16 protein-coding genes are annotated in these 20551 nt (G+C 57.4%); 14 read left to right on the top strand and 2 right to left on the bottom strand.

The window, feature by feature from the left end; translation table 11 throughout:
- Positions 1-2 precede the first annotated feature (2 nt).
- A complete protein-coding gene (locus tag ABJT94_RS15305; protein ID WP_348477707.1) occupies positions 3-1271 on the bottom strand; it encodes an ABC transporter substrate-binding protein in 1269 nt (422 codons plus the stop codon).
- 195 nt (positions 1272-1466) lie between these two features.
- Between ABJT94_RS15305 and hemC the strand changes: the two genes are divergently transcribed.
- From hemC to ABJT94_RS15255, 10 genes are all read left to right on the top strand, one after another.
- Complete coding sequence (gene hemC / locus ABJT94_RS15300) at positions 1467-2414, top strand: hydroxymethylbilane synthase (RefSeq protein ID WP_348477708.1); 948 nt, start codon at positions 1467-1469, stop codon at positions 2412-2414.
- Entirely contained in the window at positions 2414-3181 is a 768-nt protein-coding gene (locus ABJT94_RS15295) for a uroporphyrinogen-III synthase (RefSeq protein WP_348477709.1), read from the top strand. The genes hemC and ABJT94_RS15295 overlap by 1 nt, the downstream gene beginning before the upstream one ends.
- 58 nt (positions 3182-3239) lie before the next feature.
- A complete protein-coding gene (locus ABJT94_RS15290) occupies positions 3240-4529 on the top strand; it encodes a uroporphyrinogen-III C-methyltransferase (RefSeq protein ID WP_348477710.1) in 1290 nt (429 codons plus the stop codon).
- The gene (locus ABJT94_RS15285; RefSeq protein WP_348477711.1) at positions 4526-5683 is read left to right on the top strand and encodes a heme biosynthesis HemY N-terminal domain-containing protein; all 1158 of its coding nucleotides are present in this window, start codon (positions 4526-4528) and stop codon (positions 5681-5683) included. Before ABJT94_RS15290 ends, ABJT94_RS15285 begins: the two co-directional genes overlap by 4 nt.
- Before the next feature lie 3 nt (positions 5684-5686).
- Positions 5687-6181: a GAF domain-containing protein gene (locus ABJT94_RS15280; protein WP_348477712.1), complete on the top strand. Its 495-nt coding sequence runs from the start codon at positions 5687-5689 to the stop codon at positions 6179-6181.
- Positions 6182-6631: 450 nt separating this feature from the next.
- Positions 6632-7879, top strand: coding sequence for an ABC transporter substrate-binding protein (locus ABJT94_RS15275; protein WP_348477748.1), 1248 nt, complete (start codon positions 6632-6634; stop codon positions 7877-7879).
- Between the two features lie 294 nt (positions 7880-8173).
- Positions 8174-9061, top strand: a complete 888-nt coding sequence (locus ABJT94_RS15270; protein ID WP_348477713.1) for a sugar ABC transporter permease — start codon at positions 8174-8176, stop codon at positions 9059-9061.
- Positions 9054-9932, top strand: a complete 879-nt coding sequence (locus tag ABJT94_RS15265; protein ID WP_348477714.1) for a carbohydrate ABC transporter permease — start codon at positions 9054-9056, stop codon at positions 9930-9932. Before ABJT94_RS15270 ends, ABJT94_RS15265 begins: the two co-directional genes overlap by 8 nt.
- Positions 9933-9946: 14 nt before the next feature.
- Positions 9947-11056, top strand: coding sequence for a sn-glycerol-3-phosphate ABC transporter ATP-binding protein UgpC (gene ugpC, locus ABJT94_RS15260; protein WP_348477715.1), 1110 nt, complete (start codon positions 9947-9949; stop codon positions 11054-11056).
- A 281-nt stretch (positions 11057-11337) separates the two neighbouring features.
- Positions 11338-14313 carry an EAL domain-containing protein gene (locus tag ABJT94_RS15255; RefSeq protein ID WP_348477716.1) on the top strand — a complete coding sequence of 992 codons (2976 nt, stop codon included), beginning with the start codon at positions 11338-11340 and terminating at the stop codon, positions 14311-14313.
- 16 nt (positions 14314-14329) lie between these two features.
- Here the strand turns inward: ABJT94_RS15255 and argH are convergent, their stop codons facing one another.
- Positions 14330-15733, bottom strand: coding sequence for an argininosuccinate lyase (gene argH, locus ABJT94_RS15250; RefSeq protein ID WP_348477717.1), 1404 nt, complete (start codon positions 15731-15733; stop codon positions 14330-14332).
- Between the two features lie 207 nt (positions 15734-15940).
- On the opposite strand from argH, the gene ABJT94_RS15245 reads away from it, so the two are divergent.
- From ABJT94_RS15245 to ABJT94_RS15230, 4 genes are all read left to right on the top strand, one after another.
- Positions 15941-17044, top strand: coding sequence for a histidine kinase (locus ABJT94_RS15245; RefSeq protein WP_348477718.1), 1104 nt, complete (start codon positions 15941-15943; stop codon positions 17042-17044).
- Between the two features lie 5 nt (positions 17045-17049).
- Positions 17050-17781: a LytTR family DNA-binding domain-containing protein gene (locus ABJT94_RS15240; protein WP_348477749.1), complete on the top strand. Its 732-nt coding sequence runs from the start codon at positions 17050-17052 to the stop codon at positions 17779-17781.
- A 171-nt stretch (positions 17782-17952) separates the two neighbouring features.
- The gene (locus tag ABJT94_RS15235) at positions 17953-18162 is read left to right on the top strand and encodes a hypothetical protein (protein ID WP_348477719.1); all 210 of its coding nucleotides are present in this window, start codon (positions 17953-17955) and stop codon (positions 18160-18162) included.
- A gap of 624 nt (positions 18163-18786) precedes the next feature.
- Positions 18787-20328 carry a phosphoenolpyruvate carboxykinase gene (locus tag ABJT94_RS15230; protein ID WP_348477720.1) on the top strand — a complete coding sequence of 514 codons (1542 nt, stop codon included), beginning with the start codon at positions 18787-18789 and terminating at the stop codon, positions 20326-20328.
- Positions 20329-20551 lie beyond the last annotated feature (223 nt).

Raw genomic sequence — 20551 nt, 5'->3', positions numbered from 1 at the left:
GCCTATTTGATGACGTACTGGCCATAGCGAATGGCCTTGGCCAGCTCGCGAGATGATTCCGACGGTGAGATCGGGTTGACCGTCAGTTCGCCGATCTTCTCGTAAAAATAGCCCTGAACGGTGCCGGTAGTCGCCATGCCATGGGCAATGCTGGGCAACAGGGAATCATTGGCCGCTGCTGCAATGAACTCGCTCATCGACACCCGGGCGCAGTCGTCAAAGGCGCTCATGCTCATGTCGGTGCGCGGAGGGATCGAGCCTTTGTTTTGATTGAAGGTGCGCTGGAATGAATCGTCCATAATATTCCGAACCAGGTCATTCTGAGCTGTCTGGTCGGCCTGGCTTGCGCCGCGCAGGTCGAAGATGGCAAAGCTGTCGATATTGAACAGGAATTGATTCTGGGTGCCGGGAACTGGCGCACAAACGTAGTCGGTATTGGCGACTTTTCCTTCTGCGGAGAATTCACCCTTGGCCCAGTCACCCATAAATTGAAAGGCGGCCTCGCCGTTGATGACCAGACTGGTGGCCTGGTTCCACTCGCCCAGATCGTCTGAGAGAGGCATGTGCTCAAGCAACCGGTAGTAGCGATCGAACACCGCATCCATGGTGTCGCTGCGCATGGCGCGAAAATCATGCTCGACCAGCGCCGCCTGGTAAAACTCCGGACCGCCGACGGACAAGGCAACGGCTTCAAACAGCGTAGCGTGCTGCCAGTCCTGATGACCCTGGGCGATGACCCGGTAACCGGCCGCTGCAATCAGATCAGCTGCCTGGTCAAATTCTGCCCAGGTCGTGGGAACCGCCACACCCACTGAATCGAGAATGCGTTTATTGGCCCACAGCCAGTTAGTGCGGTGCACGTTCACCGGCACGGCAACGTAGTCGCCATTGTATTGCATGGCAGCCGCCACGACCGGCGGCAGGCGTTCATCCCACTGTTGCTCGTCCGCCAGGCCGTTAATGTTGCTTAGAAAGCCCAGACGAGCCCAGCGTTGAATATCCAGCCCTTTGATCTGGGCTGCTGTGGGTGGATTACCGCGCAGCACCCTGTCTTGCAAGGTGGCCATGGCATTGCCACCGCCTCCGCCCTGCACCACAAAATCGTCCCAGGTGTGGCCGTCTTCCTGCATAGCTTGCTGAAGAACCTGAACAGAGCGGGCTTCGCCGCCGCTGGTCCAATAGTGCAATACTTCAACGGAACCTGCCTGAGACAAGCCAGGCAGCAGACATAGCATGGCGCTGAACGCCATCGTGCGTGTGGATAGGATCATTGCGTACTCCAGCGTGTTCTGTGTTTTTATCGTTGTTGGCGCTATCGGCTAGCGCAGGATACCGTGACAAGACCTGGACATAACGTAACAAACCGTATCAAAGGGTTTGTGACAGTGGCTAGGACGTCGATCACAAACGCGCTTGTCAGCGATTATTTGTTACACTTTGCGCCTCATTTAACGGCGAAGAGATTCATGTCCCAGATTCTGCGTATTGCAACCCGAAAGAGCCCGCTGGCCCTGTGGCAAGCGGAGTATGTTCGTTCTGCCCTGACCCAGTTGCACCCGGAGCTTCAGGTTGAGCTGGTCCAAATGGCCACCAAAGGCGACAAAATGCTGGATGTTCCGCTGGCCAAAGTGGGTGGTAAAGGCTTGTTCATCAAGGAACTGGAAGTCGCCATTGCCGACGGTGACGCCGACATCGCAGTTCATTCGATGAAGGATGTGCCCATGGAGATGCCCGAGGGTTTCGAACTGGCCGTCATCTGCGAGCGTGAAGACCCGACAGATGCCTTTGTCTCCAACCAGTTTGCTCACGTGAACGACTTACCTGAAGCGGCTGTCGTCGGCACCTCTTCATTACGCCGGCAGGCGCAATTGCTGGCCGCACGACCGGATCTTCACATTCGTTTTCTGCGTGGTAACGTCGGCACCCGCCTGGGCAAGCTGGATGCCGGTGAATACGACGCTATTATCCTGGCGTCAGCAGGATTGCGCCGTTTGAAACTGGAGAGCCGTATTCGCCACACGCTTGATACCAATCTGTGCCTGCCTGCGGTCGGGCAGGGCGCCGTCGGCATTGAGATCCGGGCGGGTGACGAAGCCACCCGCAGTCTGCTGGCCCCCCTGATGCATCCGCAAACCCATATCCGGGTGACCGCTGAACGCGCCATGAACCGTCGCCTGGAGGGAGGCTGTCAGGTACCCATCGCCGGTTTCTCCCTATTGGAAGGCGATGCTCTGAGCATGGAGGCTCGGGTGGGTGAGGTGAATGGCGAACGCCTGCTGAAAGCCCGGGGCGAGGTTTTACTGCATGGCACTGAGGCCGAGCAACTGGCGCAGGCCTCGGCATTGGGGCTCGACTTGGCCGAGCAACTGTTGGAACAAGGGGCCGGTGCCATTCTGGCCAAACTGTCTGACTGATGCGCCTGTTGCTGGCCAAGGCCAGGCCTGACTGGGCTCGCTGGCAGTCGCAGCTGGCACCCCATGCCGACTTGATGTTGCACGACCCCTGGCGATTGACGCTGCACCCGGAAACGCCTGAACGTCGGGCGCTATGGCTCAATCTCGATGAATACCAGGGGGTCATCTGTGTCAGTCCCACGGCAGCCAGCCAACTGGCGGCGGCGCTCGATCACTATTGGCCGCAACCCCCGCTCGGAATTAACTGGTTGTGCAATGGCCCGGCCACGGCCCGCGTTCTGAGCCAGGGCGGGCTGGTACCGCAATTCCCGGCCACTGGCCACACCGCAGAAGCCGTGCTCGCCTTGCCCTCAACCCAGGCGGTAGCCCAGCGCAAGTGGCTGGTAGTGAAGGGAGCTGGCGGGCGTGAACTCTACCCGCAGGTGCTGCGGGAGCGGGGTGCAGAAGTGCATTCGGTTGATGTGTATGAGCGTGCACTGGACCCCTCTGTACTGGAAGACATGGCTCGGCTGAGCGACCAGACAGATGCGATACTGGTCAGTTCTCAGCTGCTGGGCGACGCCCTGTGGGACGGCCAGAACAGCCGCTGGCGCAGTTGGCAGGGCACCTGGTTACTGACCTCCCCACGCCTGATGGCCTGGGCGCGGGAGCGGGGTATCGCTCACTGCCGCCTGGCACCAGGCGCTTCGCCGGAGGCGGTTGCGCAATGTCTTTCCGGACAGGGCGTGACGGCACGGCCCGGTTCACCTTACACTGATACCCATTAATGGAACCCGGAGCGCGGGCCTAGCCCGCCGCCCTGTGACAGCAAAGGCCGCACTGCCCATGAATAAAGACACCGAGTCAGACAAGACACCAACACCGGATAACGACAAGCCCGTCGTGGAGCAGCCGGAGCCCGCCGAGGGCAAGCCTGCCGCAGACGCGAAGACCGACAAGTCGGCATCCGTTGCAGCAGACCCCCCAGCTGATCGCATAGAAGCCGGAGTGTCCGATGCCTCGTCTGACGCGCCCGAGCCGGAAAAGCCGCAGCCCAAGCCAACGCCGAAGGCCAAACCGACTGGCAATGCCGGTGCGCCTCCGCGTCGCAGACGAGGCGCTGCCGGCGGCGGCTCGGGCCGATCGAATCGACTGCTGGTCTCTCTGCTGGTTCTAGTCTTGATAGTTGCTGGCCTGGCTTGGCTGGTGTATTGGGGTTGGCAGCAATACCGGGTACTGCAGCAGGAATCCGACACCGTCGTCAGTTCATTGAGCGAGCTGCGCCAACAGGTGTCGAGCTTGAGTGTTCGACTGGAATCTTCGGAGAATGAGCGCGAACGTCTGGCGCAACAGGTTCAGCAGGAACAGCAGGCACTCGAAGCCATGCTGATTGAAACCGCTCAGCGGCTTAGCCGGCGTCAGGATTTGGAGGCCGATCGCTGGCCTTTGGAAGAGGCACTGACTCTGCTGCGCCTGGCTGAACGGCGCCTGCAACTTGATGGTGATGCCACCATCGCCATCAGTCTGCTTAACGCGGCCGACCAGGTGCTGGCCGGGCTGACCGAAACTGCGGTGTTGCCGGTACGCCGCCAGATCGCGTCAGACCGCCTCGCCCTGCAGTCGGTGGGCAGTGTCGACCTGAACGGCACCTACTTTCGCCTTGAAGCCATCAACGAACGCATTGCCAGTCGCCAGTGGTCTCCGGCCGAACGACTTGAACCCCGGGAGCAAAGCAGTGAGACACCGCTGAGCTGGCAAACCTTCCGTGACAGCCTGAGCAGCCTGGTCACGGTCAGTCGACTGGACGTGCCCTATCAGGCGCCGCCGTTGTTGTCTGAGTTTGCCCAGTGGCAGCAGCACAGCCTGCTGCTGACCGAGCAGGTGCAGTTGGCCCTGCTGGCACGCAACCAGCCGCTCTATAACGAAGCCCTGGCACAATTGCAGAGCCGCGTCGCGGCCATGTCGGCTGAACTGGAACTCAGCGCCATCGAGGCGGAGCTGGATGCCCTGCAAGGCCTGACGCTGACGCCGGACTTTCCAGACATCCACGCCAGCGTTGAGGCGCTGGAGCAATACATGACCCGGGTTGATCAAGAGTCGACTGAATCGGCTGACAACGGGGAGGATGACGCATGAGCCGGCTGCTGCTGAAAGCCCTGGTGTGGCTGGTACTGATTCTGGCTGCGGGCCTGTTGGCCCACTTCATGGTGCGACACCCCGGCTATGTGATGATCGCCTGGGGTCAGTGGATGGTCGAGATCACCCTTTGGAGTGCCCTGGGTCTGTTCCTCGTTCTATTGTTGGCCAGCTGGCTGGTCATAAAGTTGCTGCGCGGCGTTAACCCGGTGCGACTGGTTCGCCAATACCGCGACCGGCGTGACCGTAAAACCGCCCGGGTCGCGACTGGCCAGGCGGTCAATGCCTGGCTGGAAGGAGACCACCAGGCAGCACTGTCGGCATTGCACAAGGTGGTTAGTGCCGGTGGCTCGGAGCGTCTGCCACGCGTGTTGACGCTGATTCCAGGGCAAGACAGTGGCGACTGGCCCGCCCGGGTCACTCAGTTTAAACAGACAGACCCGGATCTCGTGCTGGTAGCTGACGCCCTGACGGCTGAACGACTGGTGCACTCCGGTGATTCAGCCGCCTTACTGGCACTGTGGCAGCAACAGCCGGGCTTGCAGCGCGTGCGCTCCTTGCAGCCAGATTACTGGCGCGCGCTGATGGATCAGGGACAGGCCGAGGTTGCACTGCAGGCCGTGAACAAGGCGCCCAATTTGAACCCTTCTGATCGCGAGCGGTGGCAACAGCAAGTCGCCTTGCAACTGATTGAGCAGGGCTGTCAGACCTCCGTTGACGCCCTGGCACCGTTAAAGACACTGCCTAAGCCCATACGCCAGAAAGCCGAGATTGTGGCCGCAGAGTGCCGCTGCCTGCTGGTGCATGGTCAGGCTGAAAATGCCTTCAAACGGTTATCAAAAGCACTGGAAAAGGCGCCTGCCCCGGTGCTGCTGCGTTGCCTGCTGGACTCTCGGTTGCCTGAAACCCGGGTACTGCCGCTGGCCGAGCAACTGGAAAAACGCCACGGTACGAATCCGGCTCTGATGCTGACACTCGGTCAACTGTGTGAGGCACAAGCCTTGTGGGGCAAGGCGGAAGATTATCTGGTCGAAGCCTGGCGGACCGATCCGAATCGTGATTCCGGCTTGGCTCTGGCTCGTTTTTTTGAACATCGCCAGCAAACCGATCGCGCCCTTGCGCAGTATCGCGAACTGGCTCAACTGGGAGATTAGTACTTGGCCGACACCCTCACACTGACACCGACGGGCGACCGTCGAACGCAATATGCCGAGTTGATGCCTCAGCTTCAGGGCCTGGTGCAGGGCGAGCCCGATCGCACGGCAAACCTGGCCAATCTCGCCGCGGCCCTACGCCAGACTTTCGGATTCTTCTGGGTCGGCTTTTACCTGGTAAAAGATGATCAGCTGGTGCTGGGGCCTTTCCAGGGCGATATCGCCTGTACCCGCATTGAGCATGGCCAGGGCGTCTGTGGCGCCGCATGGGCCGAAGCTACCAGCCAGTGGGTGCCGGATGTCGATGCCTTTCCCGGACACATTGCCTGTAGCAGTCTGTCGCGCTCTGAAGTTGTCGTGCCGGTGATGGTGGACGATGACGTCGTGGCGGTACTGGACGTTGACAGCGATCAACTGGATGCCTTTACCGAAGCCGATATTGAAGGTTTGCAGTCGGTTGCCCTGCTGTGCGCGCAGTTTTGGACTGAAACCCACTGACTCTGGCTGTCTCCAACGACACCAATGTAACAGCTTTGTTACATTCGCAGGCTCGCGTTCAGCGGGCCAATGTTACTTTCCCGCCGACCTCTTTCATTCTTCACCCTGAACAATTGGCCTTTTCTAAAGCGTGCTTTTCTGGGTGTCACCTCTGGTAACAGAGGTAACACATCGCCTAGCCAGACCGCTGTTAGGTTTTGTTACGCTAGGTTGCTGTTAGAGACGTTACTCGGACAACCGGGCTGACTAGAGTAAGGCTGTGGCAATCGTACTGTGCAATCCGATCAATGATCGTTGCAGGTGCGAGTTCACAGCTTTGTTCATTGATTCACCGTTGAAGTCGGGTAACCCGATGTTTGACAGGGCTCAAGCCGAGACCTGCGCAACGATGGAATCATCAAAACTGAAGACAGTAAGACCAAAACAACAAACAGAAGGACTGAGACCATGATGTTCAAAAAATCTCTGATCGCGATGGCAATGGGCGGCACAATGGCCGTTTCAGCCCAGGCCGGCGAAGTTGAAGTATTGCACTGGTGGACTTCCGGTGGCGAAGCCCGCTCTATCGCGGTTCTGAAAGAAATGGTTGAAGACGCAGGTCACACCTGGACTGACTTCGCGGTTGCCGGTGGTGGCGGTGAAAACGCTTATACCGTACTGCGTTCGCGCGCTGTGTCGGGCAACCCGCCAGCGGCTGCACAGATCAAGGGTCTGGAAATTCAGGAGTGGGGCGATCTCGGCTTCCTGGCCAGCCTTGATGACGTTGCAGACGAAAACAACTGGGACGCCGTTCTGCCTTCTGTTGTCGCTGACGTCATGAAGCACGATGGTGACTACGTTGCAGCACCGGTTAACGTACACCGCGTAAACTGGATGTGGGCCAACCCAGCCGTTTTCGCCGATGCCGGCGTTGATATCCCGACTAACCTGGACGAACTGTGGGCCGCCGCTGAAGAGCTTCAGGCAGCTGGTGTAACGCCGATTGCTCACGGTGGCCAGCCATGGCAGGACGCAACTACGTTCGAAAGCATCGTGCTGGCTGTTGGCGGCGCTGACTTCTTCAACGACGTCTTCGTTGAGATGGATCAGGCTGCACTCGAGTCCGACACCATGGTTGAAGCCTTTGAAGAGTTCCGTAAGGTGAACGACTACATCGACCGAGGTGCCCCGGGTCGTGACTGGAACGTGGCAACCTCCATGGTTATCCGTGGCGAAGCGGCCATGCAGTTCATGGGCGACTGGGCGAAAGGTGAATTCACCGCCGCCAACATGACCCCGGGTGAAGACTACATCTGCGCGCCGTTCCCGGGTACCGCTGATGCCTTTACCTTCAACATCGACTCACTGGCCATGTTCAAGCAGCGCACCGCCGCTAATGCAGAAGCCCAGATGACGATGGCTGAACTGGTATTGTCACCGAGCTTCCAGGAAACCTTTAACCTGAACAAGGGTTCCATTCCGGCTCGTACCGACCTCGACATGGGCAAGTTTGACGACTGCGCACTGGCTTCTATGGAAACCTTCAAAAGCACCGCAGCGTCTGGCGAAGGCCTGGTGCCTTCCATGGCTCATGGCATGTCAACGACCTCAACCATTCAGGGTGCTATCTACGACACCGTTACCGAGTTCTTTAACTCTGACATGAGTGCCGAAGACGGAGCGACTCGTCTGGCTCGCGCAGTACGCGCTGCCCAGTAAGGGCATGGCCTGGTCAGGACGGCGTTCCAGCCGTGCTGACCGACTTTTGGCCCGCGCCTCCGGGTAGCGGGCCGATTCTGGCAAAACTCGAAATCACAGATACAGTTAATCTGCCTGACCCTCACTTTCTCCGGGAACAACAATGCCACAAGAGGCCCCGGGTTGGTTTGTGGTGCCTGTCTCACAAGGTATCAGGTGGCATTCAAACGCAAACAGGTATTGAGGGAATCTCTTAATGGCCCAGTCTCACTGCTGAGCTATTCAGAGTCTCCTTACTGAACGGACGGAAAACCTATGTCGGTATCACGCAAGAAGGGCATTGACTACTGGTTGCCGAAACTCGTTGTTTCGCCAACTCTGGTTATTGCGCTGGTGTTCTTTTATGGCTTTGTGCTGTGGACCACCTTTATCTCATTTACCAATTCCAGCTTCCTGCCCAGTTACGATCTGGTGGGGTTTGATCAGTACGTGCGGTTGTTTATGAACCCGCGCTGGTTGAACGCCATGTGGAACCTGGTGGTCTTTGGTGTGTTGTTCATTGGTATTTGCATGGTGGTCGGCCTGGTCATGGCTATCCTGCTAGACCAGAACATCCGGGCTGAAGGGGCGATCCGAACCATTTACCTGTACCCCATGGCGTTGTCGTTCATTGTGACTGGTACGGTATGGAAGTGGTTGCTCAACCCCACGGTGGGCATTGAAAAATTTGTAATCAGTCTGGGTTGGGACAGTTTTATTTTTGACTGGATTATCGACCCCGATATGGCGATCTACACGGTTGTTATTGCCGGTGTCTGGCAAGCCAGCGGCTTTGTGATGGCTATTTTTCTGGCTGGCCTGCGTGGTATTGATACGTCGATCATCAAAGCAGCACAGCTAGACGGTGCTAATTTGTTCGCGGTCTATACCCGCATCATTATTCCTTCAATGCGCCCGGTCTTCTTCTCAGCGTTTATCATGCTGGCGCACATCGCGATCAAGAGCTTTGACCTGGTCATCGCGTTAACCGGCGGCGGACCGGGTAATTCAACCGATGTTCCTGCGATTTTTATGTATCAGTTTTCCTTCCAGCGCGGTCAGCTTGGTATTGGTGCGGCCTCAGCGGTCATCATGCTGATGACGGTTCTGGCGATACTGGTTCCCTATTTGTACTCCGAACTGAGGACTCCGAAAAATGGCTAAGTCAAAGAATCCGAGTTATGCCAACATCAATGGTCGGGCCGTCCTTTATGCGGTGCTGATTATTGTGGCAGCCTATTATTTGCTACCACTGATCCTGATGATCGTGACCTCGTTTCGCTCTATGGATGAAATACGAATGGGTCAGTTAATTGAGTGGCCCAAGACGTTCTCGTTCGACGCCTGGACCATGGCCTGGAGCGAAGTGCAGATTGGTGCCCGCGAAGAACGCGGCCTGCGTCCTTACTTCATCAATTCAATTCTGATGGTGATTCCATCGGTTGCGATCTCAACCATTCTGGGTGCCTTGAACGGCTATGTGCTGAGTTTCTGGAAATTCCGGGGCAGTGAGCTGTTCTTTGCTGCACTGCTGATCGGCTGTTTCCTGCCTTTTCAGGCGATTCTGTTGCCACAATCGCAGTTGCTTGGCTGGCTGGGTTTATCGGGCAGTCTGGTGGGGCTGATTCTAACGCACGTCGTTTACGGGGTGAGTTTTACTACGCTGTTTTTCCGCAACTACTACGTCAATTTGCCACACGAACTGGTCAAAGCGGCCAAGTTGGACGGGGCCGGGTTCTGGGTCATTTTCTTCCGCATTATTCTGCCGTTATCGGCGCCGATTCTAGTGGTTACGGTTATCTGGCAGTTTACCCAGATCTGGAACGACTTCCTGTTCGGGGTGGTGTTCTCCGATCCAAGTACCCAGCCAGTGACGGTGGGTCTGAACAACATGGTGAACAGCTCCACGGGCGAGAAACAATATAACGTGGATATGGCCGGTGCCATCATCGCGGCACTGCCGACCATTGTGGTCTATGTGGTTGCCGGTAAATATTTTGTACGCGGTCTGACGGCCGGTTCTGTAAAAGGTTAACGGGAGTTCTGAACATGGCTGAGCTGAAAATTGACAACGTCTACAAAAGTTTTGGTGAAGAGCACATCCTGAAGGGCATCAGCCTGGATGTGACTGATGGTGAGTTCATCATTCTGGTCGGGCCATCCGGCTGCGGTAAATCCACACTGCTGAACTGCATTGCCGGTTTGGAAGACGTCACCACCGGTGACATTCTGCTGGGTGACACCAACGTAACGTACGAAGCACCGAAAGATCGTGACATCGCCATGGTGTTTCAGAGTTACGCGCTGTATCCGAACATGAATGTGCGCAAGAACATCGCCTTCGGCCTGGAAATTCGTAAGATGCCCAAGGCTGAAATCGCCGAAGAAGTGGCACGGGTTGCTAAGCTGCTGCAGATCGAGCCGCTGCTTGACCGCAAGCCGTCTCAGTTATCCGGTGGTCAGCGCCAGCGTGTGGCGATGGGCCGGGCACTGGCACGCCGCCCCAAGATCTATCTGTTTGACGAGCCCCTGTCGAACCTGGATGCCAAATTGCGCGTGGAAATGCGCACCGAAATGAAAAAGCTGCACCAGCGTCTGGGCACCACCATTGTGTATGTAACCCACGATCAGATCGAAGCGATGACGCTGGCCGACCGCATTGCGGTTATGAAAGGCGGTATCGTGCAGCAGTTCGGTACACCTCAGGAAGTCTACGATGACCCGGCCAACATGTTTGTGGCCGGTTTCATGGGCTCACCGTCGATGAACTTCCTGCGCTGTGAAGTCACCAAACAGGAGAAAGACTACGCCGTTCAAATCGAATCTCAGGGCACGATCTTCCAGTTGCCGGTCGACCCCAAGCAGGCCGATCTGAGCAGTTATGTGGGCAAGACCGTGGTGTTGGGCATTCGCCCCGAGCAAATCACCCATGTAATGCCGCACCTGGTGGCCGAACAGTACATCACTCAGGTACCGGTGAAGATCGAAGTCACCGAGCCAACCGGTGCTGATACCCTGGTTCTGGCACGGATTAATGACCAGGAATGTGAGTGCCGGGTACACCCCCAGGAGGCAGGTAAAGTCGGTGAATCGATGGAGCTGCTGTTCAATATGAGTAAAGCGGTGTTTTTTGACGAACAGACCGAGGCTCGTCTGTAAGTCAATTCGACCGAATCATGGTGAGTTCTCTTTGCGCAGCCTCCGGGCTGCGTTTTTTGTGATGCACTTCTCGTTTCTCAGCCTTTTCGCTGCCTGCCTTATCATCTTTCTTCCCGGATACAATGAAATCTGTCGTTCGAGTTCGTCAAATCCGAGTTGACTGACTAAACTGGCAGTATTCAGATCATAAAAGCCTGTCACCCATGCCTTTTAAGGGAAAAACCGCACATTCCAGGGTCGGAAATGACTCGGCCCCGCGCCTTTTAGATCCCTCAACCTGGTTGAAACATGCACCACTGGTGCTATATGAGGCGGAATCGCGGGGTGAGCAAAAAGACCTCTGGGCGCTGAATTATGTGTCCGAGTCGGTCGAACAATTGACGGGTCACCCGCCTAACGATTTTCTGGGTGAGAACCCCAAGCGCTACTTGTATCAGATGATTCACCCCAGCGACCGTCGGCGAGTGGGTGCCGAATACGACCGGTGTCGGGCCATGCTGTCGCCTATCTTCATGACTTACCGAATCAAACACCGGGAGCAGGGTTACATCTGGGTCGAAGAGCGCACCAATTTCATCCGGCAGGATAGCGAACACATTGTCTGCCTGGGGTCTCTGGTGGATACCCACGCCCCGGTGCGCATCGAAAAGCACAACGCCCGGCTCGACAAAGTGCTGGCCCGGCTGAATGCCGACGTTGCTGTTGCCACCGGACAGGATTTTATTGAGCATCTGTGCCGGCGTCTGGCTCTGTTGCTCGATTGCCGGCAAGTGAGCCTGTTTCAGGTTAACGACGACCAGCACCTGGATTGCCTGGTTTCGATTTTGGACGGCCTGATGCAGCCCTGCTACAGCATGCGCCTAACAGACAGTCTACTGGCCCCGCTCGCCAGTCAGTCACACCTGGTGAAAAGCCTCACCGCGGCAGACCGTCACCAATGGCCGATTCTCGATACCATGGTTCATCTCGAAGCCTTCCGGCTCGACAACCGGCGCGGCCGCTGGGTGGGCATACTGGTCATCGACCATGACGAGCCGCTGGAGGTCGATTCAGCGTTGTTCCGGGTACTCGAACTTTATACCGAGCGGGCAGTGACTGAGATTGAACGTCTCGGGCTTGAGGGTCGGTTGCAGGAAAGCGAGGCGCGTTACCGCGCATTTTTCGAGACCGCCGTTCAGGCCTCAATGATCGTCGACTTGCAAGGCCGGGTGATCAACATCAACCGGTCGGCTGCCAGCCTGTTCGGGGTGAGCGATGAATTGGATGGGCTGCAGTTGCCTTCCATCCTGCCGGATCACCAGCCCGAGGGCTACGAGACCTGGCCCGCCTTTCTGGCGTTTATCGAACAGGCCAGCGATGCGAAAGCGCGGCAAAGCCAGTGGCAATTGCAAACACTCGGTGGGTCAGTTCGCACCATGGTAGTGCATTCATTCAGAGTCAGCGGCAACCTGACTGAAGGTGTGATGCTCTCCTTCGATGACATAAGCGACCGGTTGAGCGCTGAAGCCTCGCTGCGCGAACAACACCAGTTAATGAACCGGCGGCAGCAGCGTCTGCGGGGGCTGGTTGATGTTGCCACGCGGCTGGAACGCCAGAGCAGCGTTCGTGATTTTCTGGTGTCCAGTTGCACGGCTCTGACTCAGAAGGTTGGCTTGTCCCAGGTTGCCTGCTACCAGCCGGACAGCGAGTTCTGGTATGCGAGCAGCCTCAAGCCAGAACTACGCACCCACTTCCAGGAGCACAGTGAACCCCTGCAGCAGGCGCTTGCTACCCGTCACATCAGTTGGGGCTCAGACACTAGCCAGTGGTTTTATGTCCCGCTGGTGGTGGATAACCAGGCTGTCGCGGGTCTGGCCATTCTCGGTGACGACCTGATTTTGAACGATCTCGATTTTCTGTCGATGCTGGCTCAAACCCTGAATCTTTCGTTCGATAACCTGATGCAGCGGAAGAATCTGCGCAACCAGGCGATGCACGACAGCCTGACCGGGTTGGGGAACCGCTCTCAGCTACACCAGTGGATCAGCCAGACACTCGGACAACAGCCGGATCAGAGCGCTAGCCTGTTATTGTTCGACCTGAACCGCTTCAAGGAGATTAACGATACCCTGGGCCACCATTTTGGCGACCGCTTGTTGTGTGAAATCGGGCCACGCATTCAGCGCATGCTGGAATGGCGAACCAGCCATAACATCGCCCGGCTCGGTGGCGATGAATTTGCGGTGTTGCTGCCCGATGTCAGCCAGCAGGAAGCCCTGGCCGTTGCCGAACGCATGGCCCTGTGTTTGCGTGAGCCCTACCAGATCGACGCCATGCAACTGCAGGTTGAGGCCAGCATCGGCCTGGCACATTACCCCGATCAGGGTCAGGATGGTCATGAACTATTGCGCTGCGCCGATGTGGCCATGTACGCGGCCAAAGCCAACAACGAGTCGGTGGTGGTGTTTGATTCGCACCTTGATGCCCACACCCCCCAGCGCATTGCGGTATTGTCTGAATTGGAAGTGGCGATTGGTGCGGGCCAACTGTGGGTGGCCTACCAGCCAATCATCAGTGCGGCCACGGGTGGCGTCGCCGGCTTTGAAGGGCTGGTTCGCTGGCAGCATCCGGAACTGGGGCCCCTGTCTCCGGCGGAATTCATACCGCTGGCCGAAATGGGGCAGGGCATTCGGCTGATTACCCGCTTTGTACTGGAACAATGCATGGCGCAAATTGTTCACTGGCGTCGCAAGCATCCTGACCGTTATGTGGCCGTTAACCTGTCGGCACGCGTGTTGCTCGATCAGGCATTACCAGGGCAAATCGGGCAGTTGCTGGCAAAGTACAACCTACCGGGCTCGGCGCTGGTGCTGGAGTTGACCGAAAGCACTCTGCTGTCAGATCCGGTGCGCGCCATAACGATCATCAATCAGCTGGCTGGCCTGGGCGTTGGGGTTGAGGTGGATGACTTTGGCACCGGTTATTCATCGTTGGCGTACTTGAAGTCACTGCCGATTCAGGCACTGAAAATAGACAAGAGTTTCATCGATGATTTGCTGGTGGACTCGCAAGACAGAGTCATCGTCGAGTCGACCATTACCATGGCGCATAACCTGGGTCTGAAAACCGTCGGGGAAGGGGTAGAGAACGAGGCCACCTTTCACGAACTGGTGCGCCTGGGCATTGATTCATTGCAGGGGTACTACTTTGCCAGACCATTGGCCGCGGCTGATATGACCGAATGGCTGGACGACTATCACCGCTCCCTGGAGTGGTGATAGTCGTCCATCGTCATTATCGGTTGGCTAGCAGAACACCGGCCCGTGCCGCCGCTGCCCGAACCTGATTGGGCGCTGTGCCACCCAGGTGGTCGCGAGCCGCAACCGAGCCTTCCAGCGTCAGCACATCGAACACGTCGGCGGTGATGGTGTCGCTGAACGGGGTCAGCTCTTCAAGCGTCATTTCACTCAGGTCTTTACCCTGCGCCAGGCCGTAGGCCACGCTCTTGCCAACCACCTCGTGCGCATCGCGAAACGCCATGCCTTTCTTCACCAGATAATCCGCCAGGTCTGTCGCGGTGCTGTACCCACGCAGCGCCGCTGCTTTCATGACAGCGGGCTTGGCTTCAATGTGAGGCACCATGTCGGCGAAGGCACGCAAGCTGCCCGCGAGGGTATCGATGGTATCGAACAGCGGTTCCTTGTCTTCCTGATTGTCTTTGTTGTAGGCCAGCGGTTGGCTTTTCATCAGCGTCAGCAGACTCATCAGGTGACCATAAACCCGGCCTGTTTTACCGCGCACCAGTTCCGGTACATCGGGGTTCTTCTTCTGCGGCATGATGCTGGAGCCAGTGCAGAAGCGGTCTGGCAGGTTGATGAAATCGAACTGGGCCGAGGCCCATAACACCAGCTCTTCCGACATGCGCGACAGATGCATCATCGTCAGCGACGCCCAGTGAGTGAATTCGATGGCAAAGTCACGGTCCGAGACCGAATCGAGCGAGTTCTCGGAGGCGCGATCAAAGCCCAGCAACTCGGCGGTGCGCTCACGGTTGATCGGAAAGGTGGTGCCCGCCAGCGCTGCGGCACCGAGTGGCAGTATGTTTACCCGTTTGCGGCAATCCTGCAGGCGTTCGAAATCCCGTTGCAGCATTTCATTCCAGGCCAGCAGGTGGTGACCAAAGGTGATCGGCTGAGCCGTTTGCAGGTGGGTAAAGCCGGGCATGATGGTATCGGCTTCGTTCGTGGCCAGGGTGACCAGACCGAGCTGCAACCGGGTCAGTTCGGCGCTCAGGCCATCGATGGCTTCGCGCAGGTACAGCCGGATATCGGTGGCTACCTGGTCGTTCCGGCTGCGGCCGGTGTGCAGCTTTTTGCCAACCGGCCCGATCTTGGCGGTCAGGGCCGACTCGACGTTCATGTGCACGTCTTCCAGCGCCACCGACCAGACCTGCTGGCCGGATTCGATGTCTGCCTGAACGGCCTTAAGGCCATTCACGATCTGTTCGCATTCGTCAGCAGTCAGCACTCCGACTTCAGACAGCATGGTCGCATGAGCGACGGAACCCTGAATGTCATGTCGGTACAGACGCTGATCGAATTGAATGGAGGCGGTAAACTCGGCCACAAACGCATCGGTTGCTTCGGCAAAACGGCCACCCCAGGCGGCATTGGTGCTTTGAGCGTGGTCATCAGACATGATTACAGGGTTCCTTGGGCACAGTGAAGGGGCATTATATCGGCTTGGCAGGCGTTGGCTATGGTCTAGGGAGCCTTTGAACAACTCCTCCAGAACCCAGGAGCAGTTACTCAGAGGCTCCCTGGTGGCTTGCTGGCTTGATCCCTGCATCCGCACGGGAGACACTGAGCCTCTCGTCTCAAGCAGATTAACAGGCAGGTTGCGTACTTGAAGCCAGCGAAGCCCCCCGCTTTTACAACCCATCAGCCTTCCCTGGTGCTGCCCGACTTGTGTACCGCCACTTCGGTATTTTTTCTGGTACTGGTGTCGGAATTGCTGGTGCTGGTGTGGGTGCTGCTGCAGTCGGGCATCGACTGGATTCAACTGGGTGCAATGAGCCTGACCGTGCAATGGATAGTATTGCCCTCGGCGGCACTGTTGTGCCGGTTGCGCCGCTGGCTGGCCCGCAGCCCGCTGTGGCTGGGGTGGCTGGTCGCATTCTCGACGGTATCGGGGGTGGGGTTTGTGGTCAGTGTGGTTGGCAGTGTGGTTGTCTTGGGGGGATGGGCCGCGATCGACCCGGTGTCGGTGCTGCGCCACACCGCAGCGACGGCCATCATTGCGGCCTTGTTGCTGCGCTATTTTCAACTGCAACAGGCGGTGGTGGATCGCTCCCGGGCGGAGCTTTCGGCGCGCATTGAAGCGTTGCAAAACCGCATTCGTCCGCATTTTTTGTTTAATAGCCTGAACACCATTGCGGAATTGATTGCGACCCGCCCCGAGGCGGCCGAACAGGCGATCGAAGATTTATCCCGGCTGTTTCGGGCCAGCCTGAAAGAAGCCACCACGTTCTGGAGCCTGAGCGATGAACTGACGCTGGTCGATGGTTATCTCTCGCTGGAGCAGTGGCGGTTGGGTGACCGCCTGACCGTGGTATGGCAGACGCCGCGGCCGACGGCGCGGTGGTCGGTTCCGGTGCTGATTCTGCAGCCACTGATTGAAAACGCCATAGTGCACGGCATAGCCCCGAGCGTTAACGGTGGCCAGTTACTGATTCGGTGCCGGGAGAAAAGCCGCCAACTGATTATTGAGATTGAAAACCCGCTGGTCAGGTCGCCGGCGGTGCCGGAACCCAACGTTGATCAGGGGGCGGAGCGACGCCGAACTCCCCGGGGAAATCAGGTTGCGCTGGAAAACATTCGCCATCGTCTGGCCACCTTATATGGGGATGCCGCCAAACTCTATGCGGCGGCCGATGAGCGAACCTATCGGGTTCGTTTAACCTTGCCCGCCACCTTGCTGGCACGCGGGAACGACAGGAGCAACCCTTGAAAGTCATGATCGTAGACGATGAGCCACTGGCCCGGGAGCGCCTGCTCAGGCTATTGCAGTCGGAAGACAGCGTGACGCAATGCGTCACCGCCGCTAATGGTCAGGAGGCCTTGCGTCGGCAAACGGATGATCCGGCCGACCTGGTGCTGCTCGACATTCGCATGCCAGGGCTCAGTGGGTTGGAGTTGGCGGCTGAATGGTCGCAGCAGCCGAACCCGCCGGCCATCGTCTTTTGTACCGCTTACGATGATTACGCTCTCGAAGCGTTTCAGGTTCAGGCCGTCTCCTACCTGATGAAGCCGGTAAAGGCGGCCGATCTGCATCAGGTGCTGGCCCAGGCCAGTCAGTTGAACCGGGCACAACTGACCGCCCTGAGCGGAGCGGATATCGGCCCGGTAATAGCTTTACAAACCGGTCGCGGTAAAGAGCGTATCCCGTTGAACGATGTCTATTGTTTTCGTGCCGACCAGAAGTACGTTGTTGCTCAGTGCCGTCAGGGTGAGCGGTTATGCGATTACAGCCTGAAACAGCTCGAAGAACGCTTTCCCGAACATCTGGTGCGTGTGCACCGGACCACCCTGGTTCCCAAAAGCCGGCTGGAAAAGCTGTCGCGGGATGCCCAGGGCGGTATTTGGCTGAACGTACGCGGGCTGGACGAACCGGTCACCGTCAGTCGGCGCTTTGCGCGTGAGCTAAGGCCTCTGTTCAATGATTCAACGGACTGGTCGGATTCATAGCGGCTGTGGCTAACCAAATAGGTTACGCTTTGTGCGATTTTGTTTGCGAAACACCCAAATTGGTTTATAAAAGAACGGTGTGTGATTTTGGGAGTCGTTGCCGGGAGGCGTCATCAAGCGATGCCTTAACGACGGAAACGCCTGCTAATCCGTGCGAAAAGGGGACGCAAGGTGAGTGATAAAAACAAGTCGGGCAAGTTGGTGCCGGAACAGACAGATGCAGAACGCCAGTTGGCCGACCGGGAAGCACTGCGGTCGCAAATGGCCGGTGAGGTCGAAGCCTTTCTGAAGGCGGGCGGCAAGGTAGAGCAGGTCGAACGCGGGAAGCGAGCAGACCCGCCGCGCAAGCCCGAAAGCCAGTATGGCAGTCGCCCGATTTGAAAGGGTCATACCGGAGCTGGGACCTGTTGTCAGCACGCATCTGGATGAACTGCCGCTGTCTGTGGACGCATGTGGATATACATTCTGGTCTGGAAAACTCATTAGCCACGACCGGGGTGGATGGCCGTTTCTTTTCGGTGCTCCCCATTGGGTGCCGATCGATACCAGTGAACACAGTGTTTCAAAAAAAACATCAATGAAATCGAATTACCAAAACAGCTTCAGATGCCGGGTAATCTTGTAACTTAACAACATTTGGCCGGTCTCGCCTGACAAAACTTCGCCTCGTCCTGATGCCCGAAAACCGGGTTGATTGCCCGATTATTGATCATTCTTTCCATCGATTCCTGCATCAATGCTCAATCAATGCACACAAAGCGCCAGTTCGTGCGCCAGAGCGGCGCAATGGCTGAGGGATACGACGGGCATATCAAAAACTGACCGGATGGGCTGGATGTCGTTTTCTTTCAGCAGAATTTGTGACCGTGTCGCTTGTCAGAAAATTATTGACGAAATAACGTTTCTTGCCAGTGTCAGTGGGCAGTACACTCCCTGCAACTATCAACACATACCAACTATAACGATCCGCTGGACAATCCCCCCCCATTAAGGAGATAACCGCTAATGGCCGCTTTTTCCCCTCACGCCCACGTGGACCTGAGCACCCCGCTGTTGCTGGAGTTTGCTGTCCGCCGCGAAGAAGGTGAGTTTGCCAATAACGGGGCCTTTGTCGCCCGAACCGGTGAGCGCACCGGCCGCTCTCCGAAAGACCGCTTTATCGTCAAAGAAGCTGGTAGCCAGGATGAAATAGAATGGGGGGCGGTCAACCGCGCCTTTGATTCAGCCCGGTTTGATGCCCTGTGGCAACGCGTCAGCGACCACCTGGCCGATCGTGAACATTTCGTGGGTCATCTGGAAGTCGGTTCAGCCGCTAAGCACAGCGTGCCAATTAGCGTAACCACCGAACTGGCTTGGCATCAGGTGTTCGCCCGCAACCTCTTTATTGTGGCAGACGAGTGGAACGCGCAGAGCAAAGACAGCTGGCAGGTCTTGAACGTCCCCAGTTTCGTCTGCAACCCCGAGCGAGATGGCACGGCCAGTGACTCTGCCTGCATCATCAATTTTGAGCAACGTAAGGTGCTGATCGCCGGTTTGTACTACGCCGGTGAAATGAAGAAAGCCATGTTCTCGGTGCAAAACTTTTTGTTGCCCGCTCAGGATGTGCTGCCAATGCACTGCTCGGCCAACGTCGGTGACGATGGCAAGACCACCCTGTTCTTTGGTTTGTCCGGCACCGGTAAAACCACGCTCAGCGCCGACCCGGAGCGCTTTCTTATCGGCGATGATGAACACGGCTGGGGCCCGGGTGTGGTGTTCAACATTGAAGGCGGCTGCTATGCCAAGTGCATCGACCTGACCGAGAAAAACGAACCACTGATCTGGAAAGCGATTCGCTTCGGTACCATTCTGGAAAACGTGGTGCTCGACGATCAGCGCGCGCCGGATTACACCGACGACAGCCTGACCCAGAACTCCCGCGCCGCCTACCCGCTGGAACACATCGAAAAACGCCAGTTGAGCAACCAGGGCGATGAACCCAATGCTGTGGTGTTCCTGACGTGTGATTTGAATGGTGTGTTGCCGCCCGTGTCCAAACTGAGCAAGGAAGCGGCTGCCTACCACTTTCTCAGTGGCTATACCGCACTGGTCGGTTCAACCGAAATGGGGGCAGGCAAGGGCATCAAGACAACCTTTTCCACCTGCTTTGGTGCGCCTTTCTTCCCACGCCCGGCCGGTGTTTACGCCGAGCTGCTGATGAAGCGGGTCGAGTCGGCCGGAACGGATGTCTACCTGGTCAATACCGGCTGGACCGGTGGCGCCTACGGCGAAGGCAAGCGGTTCAGCATTCCGGTCACCCGGGCGGTGATCACGGCGATCACCAATGGTGAACTGGCCAATGTTGAAACCCGGCATATCGATGGCCTGAACCTCGATGTGCCTGTGGCTGTCCCCGGTGTTGATGACGAACTGCTGGTTCCACGCAATACCTGGGCTGATCCGGCCGCCTACGACGCCAAAGCCGCTGCGTTGATTGAAGAGTTCACACAGAACTTTGCCAAGTATGACGTCTCCGACGCCATTAAAGCCGCAGGCCCCCAGGGCTGATACCCTGCAAAAATCCTCCCCCTGATACACCCCGGACCCGCTACAGGCCCGGGGTGTCTGTCTTTTTAGGCGTCGCGCCAAACACCCTGATTGTCAGCGCAGTTACATCGATCCGGTCTGATCGGGCTCGGTCGTGCGTATTACAGCAGGCATCGACTGGAAAAGTCCTGATTATGGAGCGATACTGTAGGCCGTTGCTGTTTATATGATATAATAGCATAAA

This window comes from Saccharospirillum sp., from assembly GCF_039982735.1.
Lineage (GTDB): Bacteria > Pseudomonadota > Gammaproteobacteria > Pseudomonadales > Natronospirillaceae > Saccharospirillum.
The sequence above is the reverse complement of the archived record's forward strand: the minus strand, read 5'-3'. Positions and strand labels throughout refer to the sequence as shown.

Coding starts and splice junctions, on each gene's coding strand:
- ABJT94_RS15305 (WP_348477707.1), bottom strand. CDS start 1,271: ATGATCCTATCCACACGCACGATGGCGTTCAGCGCCATGCTATGTCTG.
- hemC (WP_348477708.1), top strand. CDS start 1,467: ATGTCCCAGATTCTGCGTATTGCAACCCGAAAGAGCCCGCTGGCCCTG.
- ABJT94_RS15295 (WP_348477709.1), top strand. CDS start 2,414: ATGCGCCTGTTGCTGGCCAAGGCCAGGCCTGACTGGGCTCGCTGGCAG.
- ABJT94_RS15290 (WP_348477710.1), top strand. CDS start 3,240: ATGAATAAAGACACCGAGTCAGACAAGACACCAACACCGGATAACGAC.
- ABJT94_RS15285 (WP_348477711.1), top strand. CDS start 4,526: ATGAGCCGGCTGCTGCTGAAAGCCCTGGTGTGGCTGGTACTGATTCTG.
- ABJT94_RS15275 (WP_348477748.1), top strand. CDS start 6,632: ATGTTCAAAAAATCTCTGATCGCGATGGCAATGGGCGGCACAATGGCC.
- ABJT94_RS15270 (WP_348477713.1), top strand. CDS start 8,174: ATGTCGGTATCACGCAAGAAGGGCATTGACTACTGGTTGCCGAAACTC.
- ABJT94_RS15265 (WP_348477714.1), top strand. CDS start 9,054: ATGGCTAAGTCAAAGAATCCGAGTTATGCCAACATCAATGGTCGGGCC.
- ugpC (WP_348477715.1), top strand. CDS start 9,947: ATGGCTGAGCTGAAAATTGACAACGTCTACAAAAGTTTTGGTGAAGAG.
- argH (WP_348477717.1), bottom strand. CDS start 15,733: ATGTCTGATGACCACGCTCAAAGCACCAATGCCGCCTGGGGTGGCCGT.
- ABJT94_RS15240 (WP_348477749.1), top strand. CDS start 17,050: ATGATCGTAGACGATGAGCCACTGGCCCGGGAGCGCCTGCTCAGGCTA.
- ABJT94_RS15230 (WP_348477720.1), top strand. CDS start 18,787: ATGGCCGCTTTTTCCCCTCACGCCCACGTGGACCTGAGCACCCCGCTG.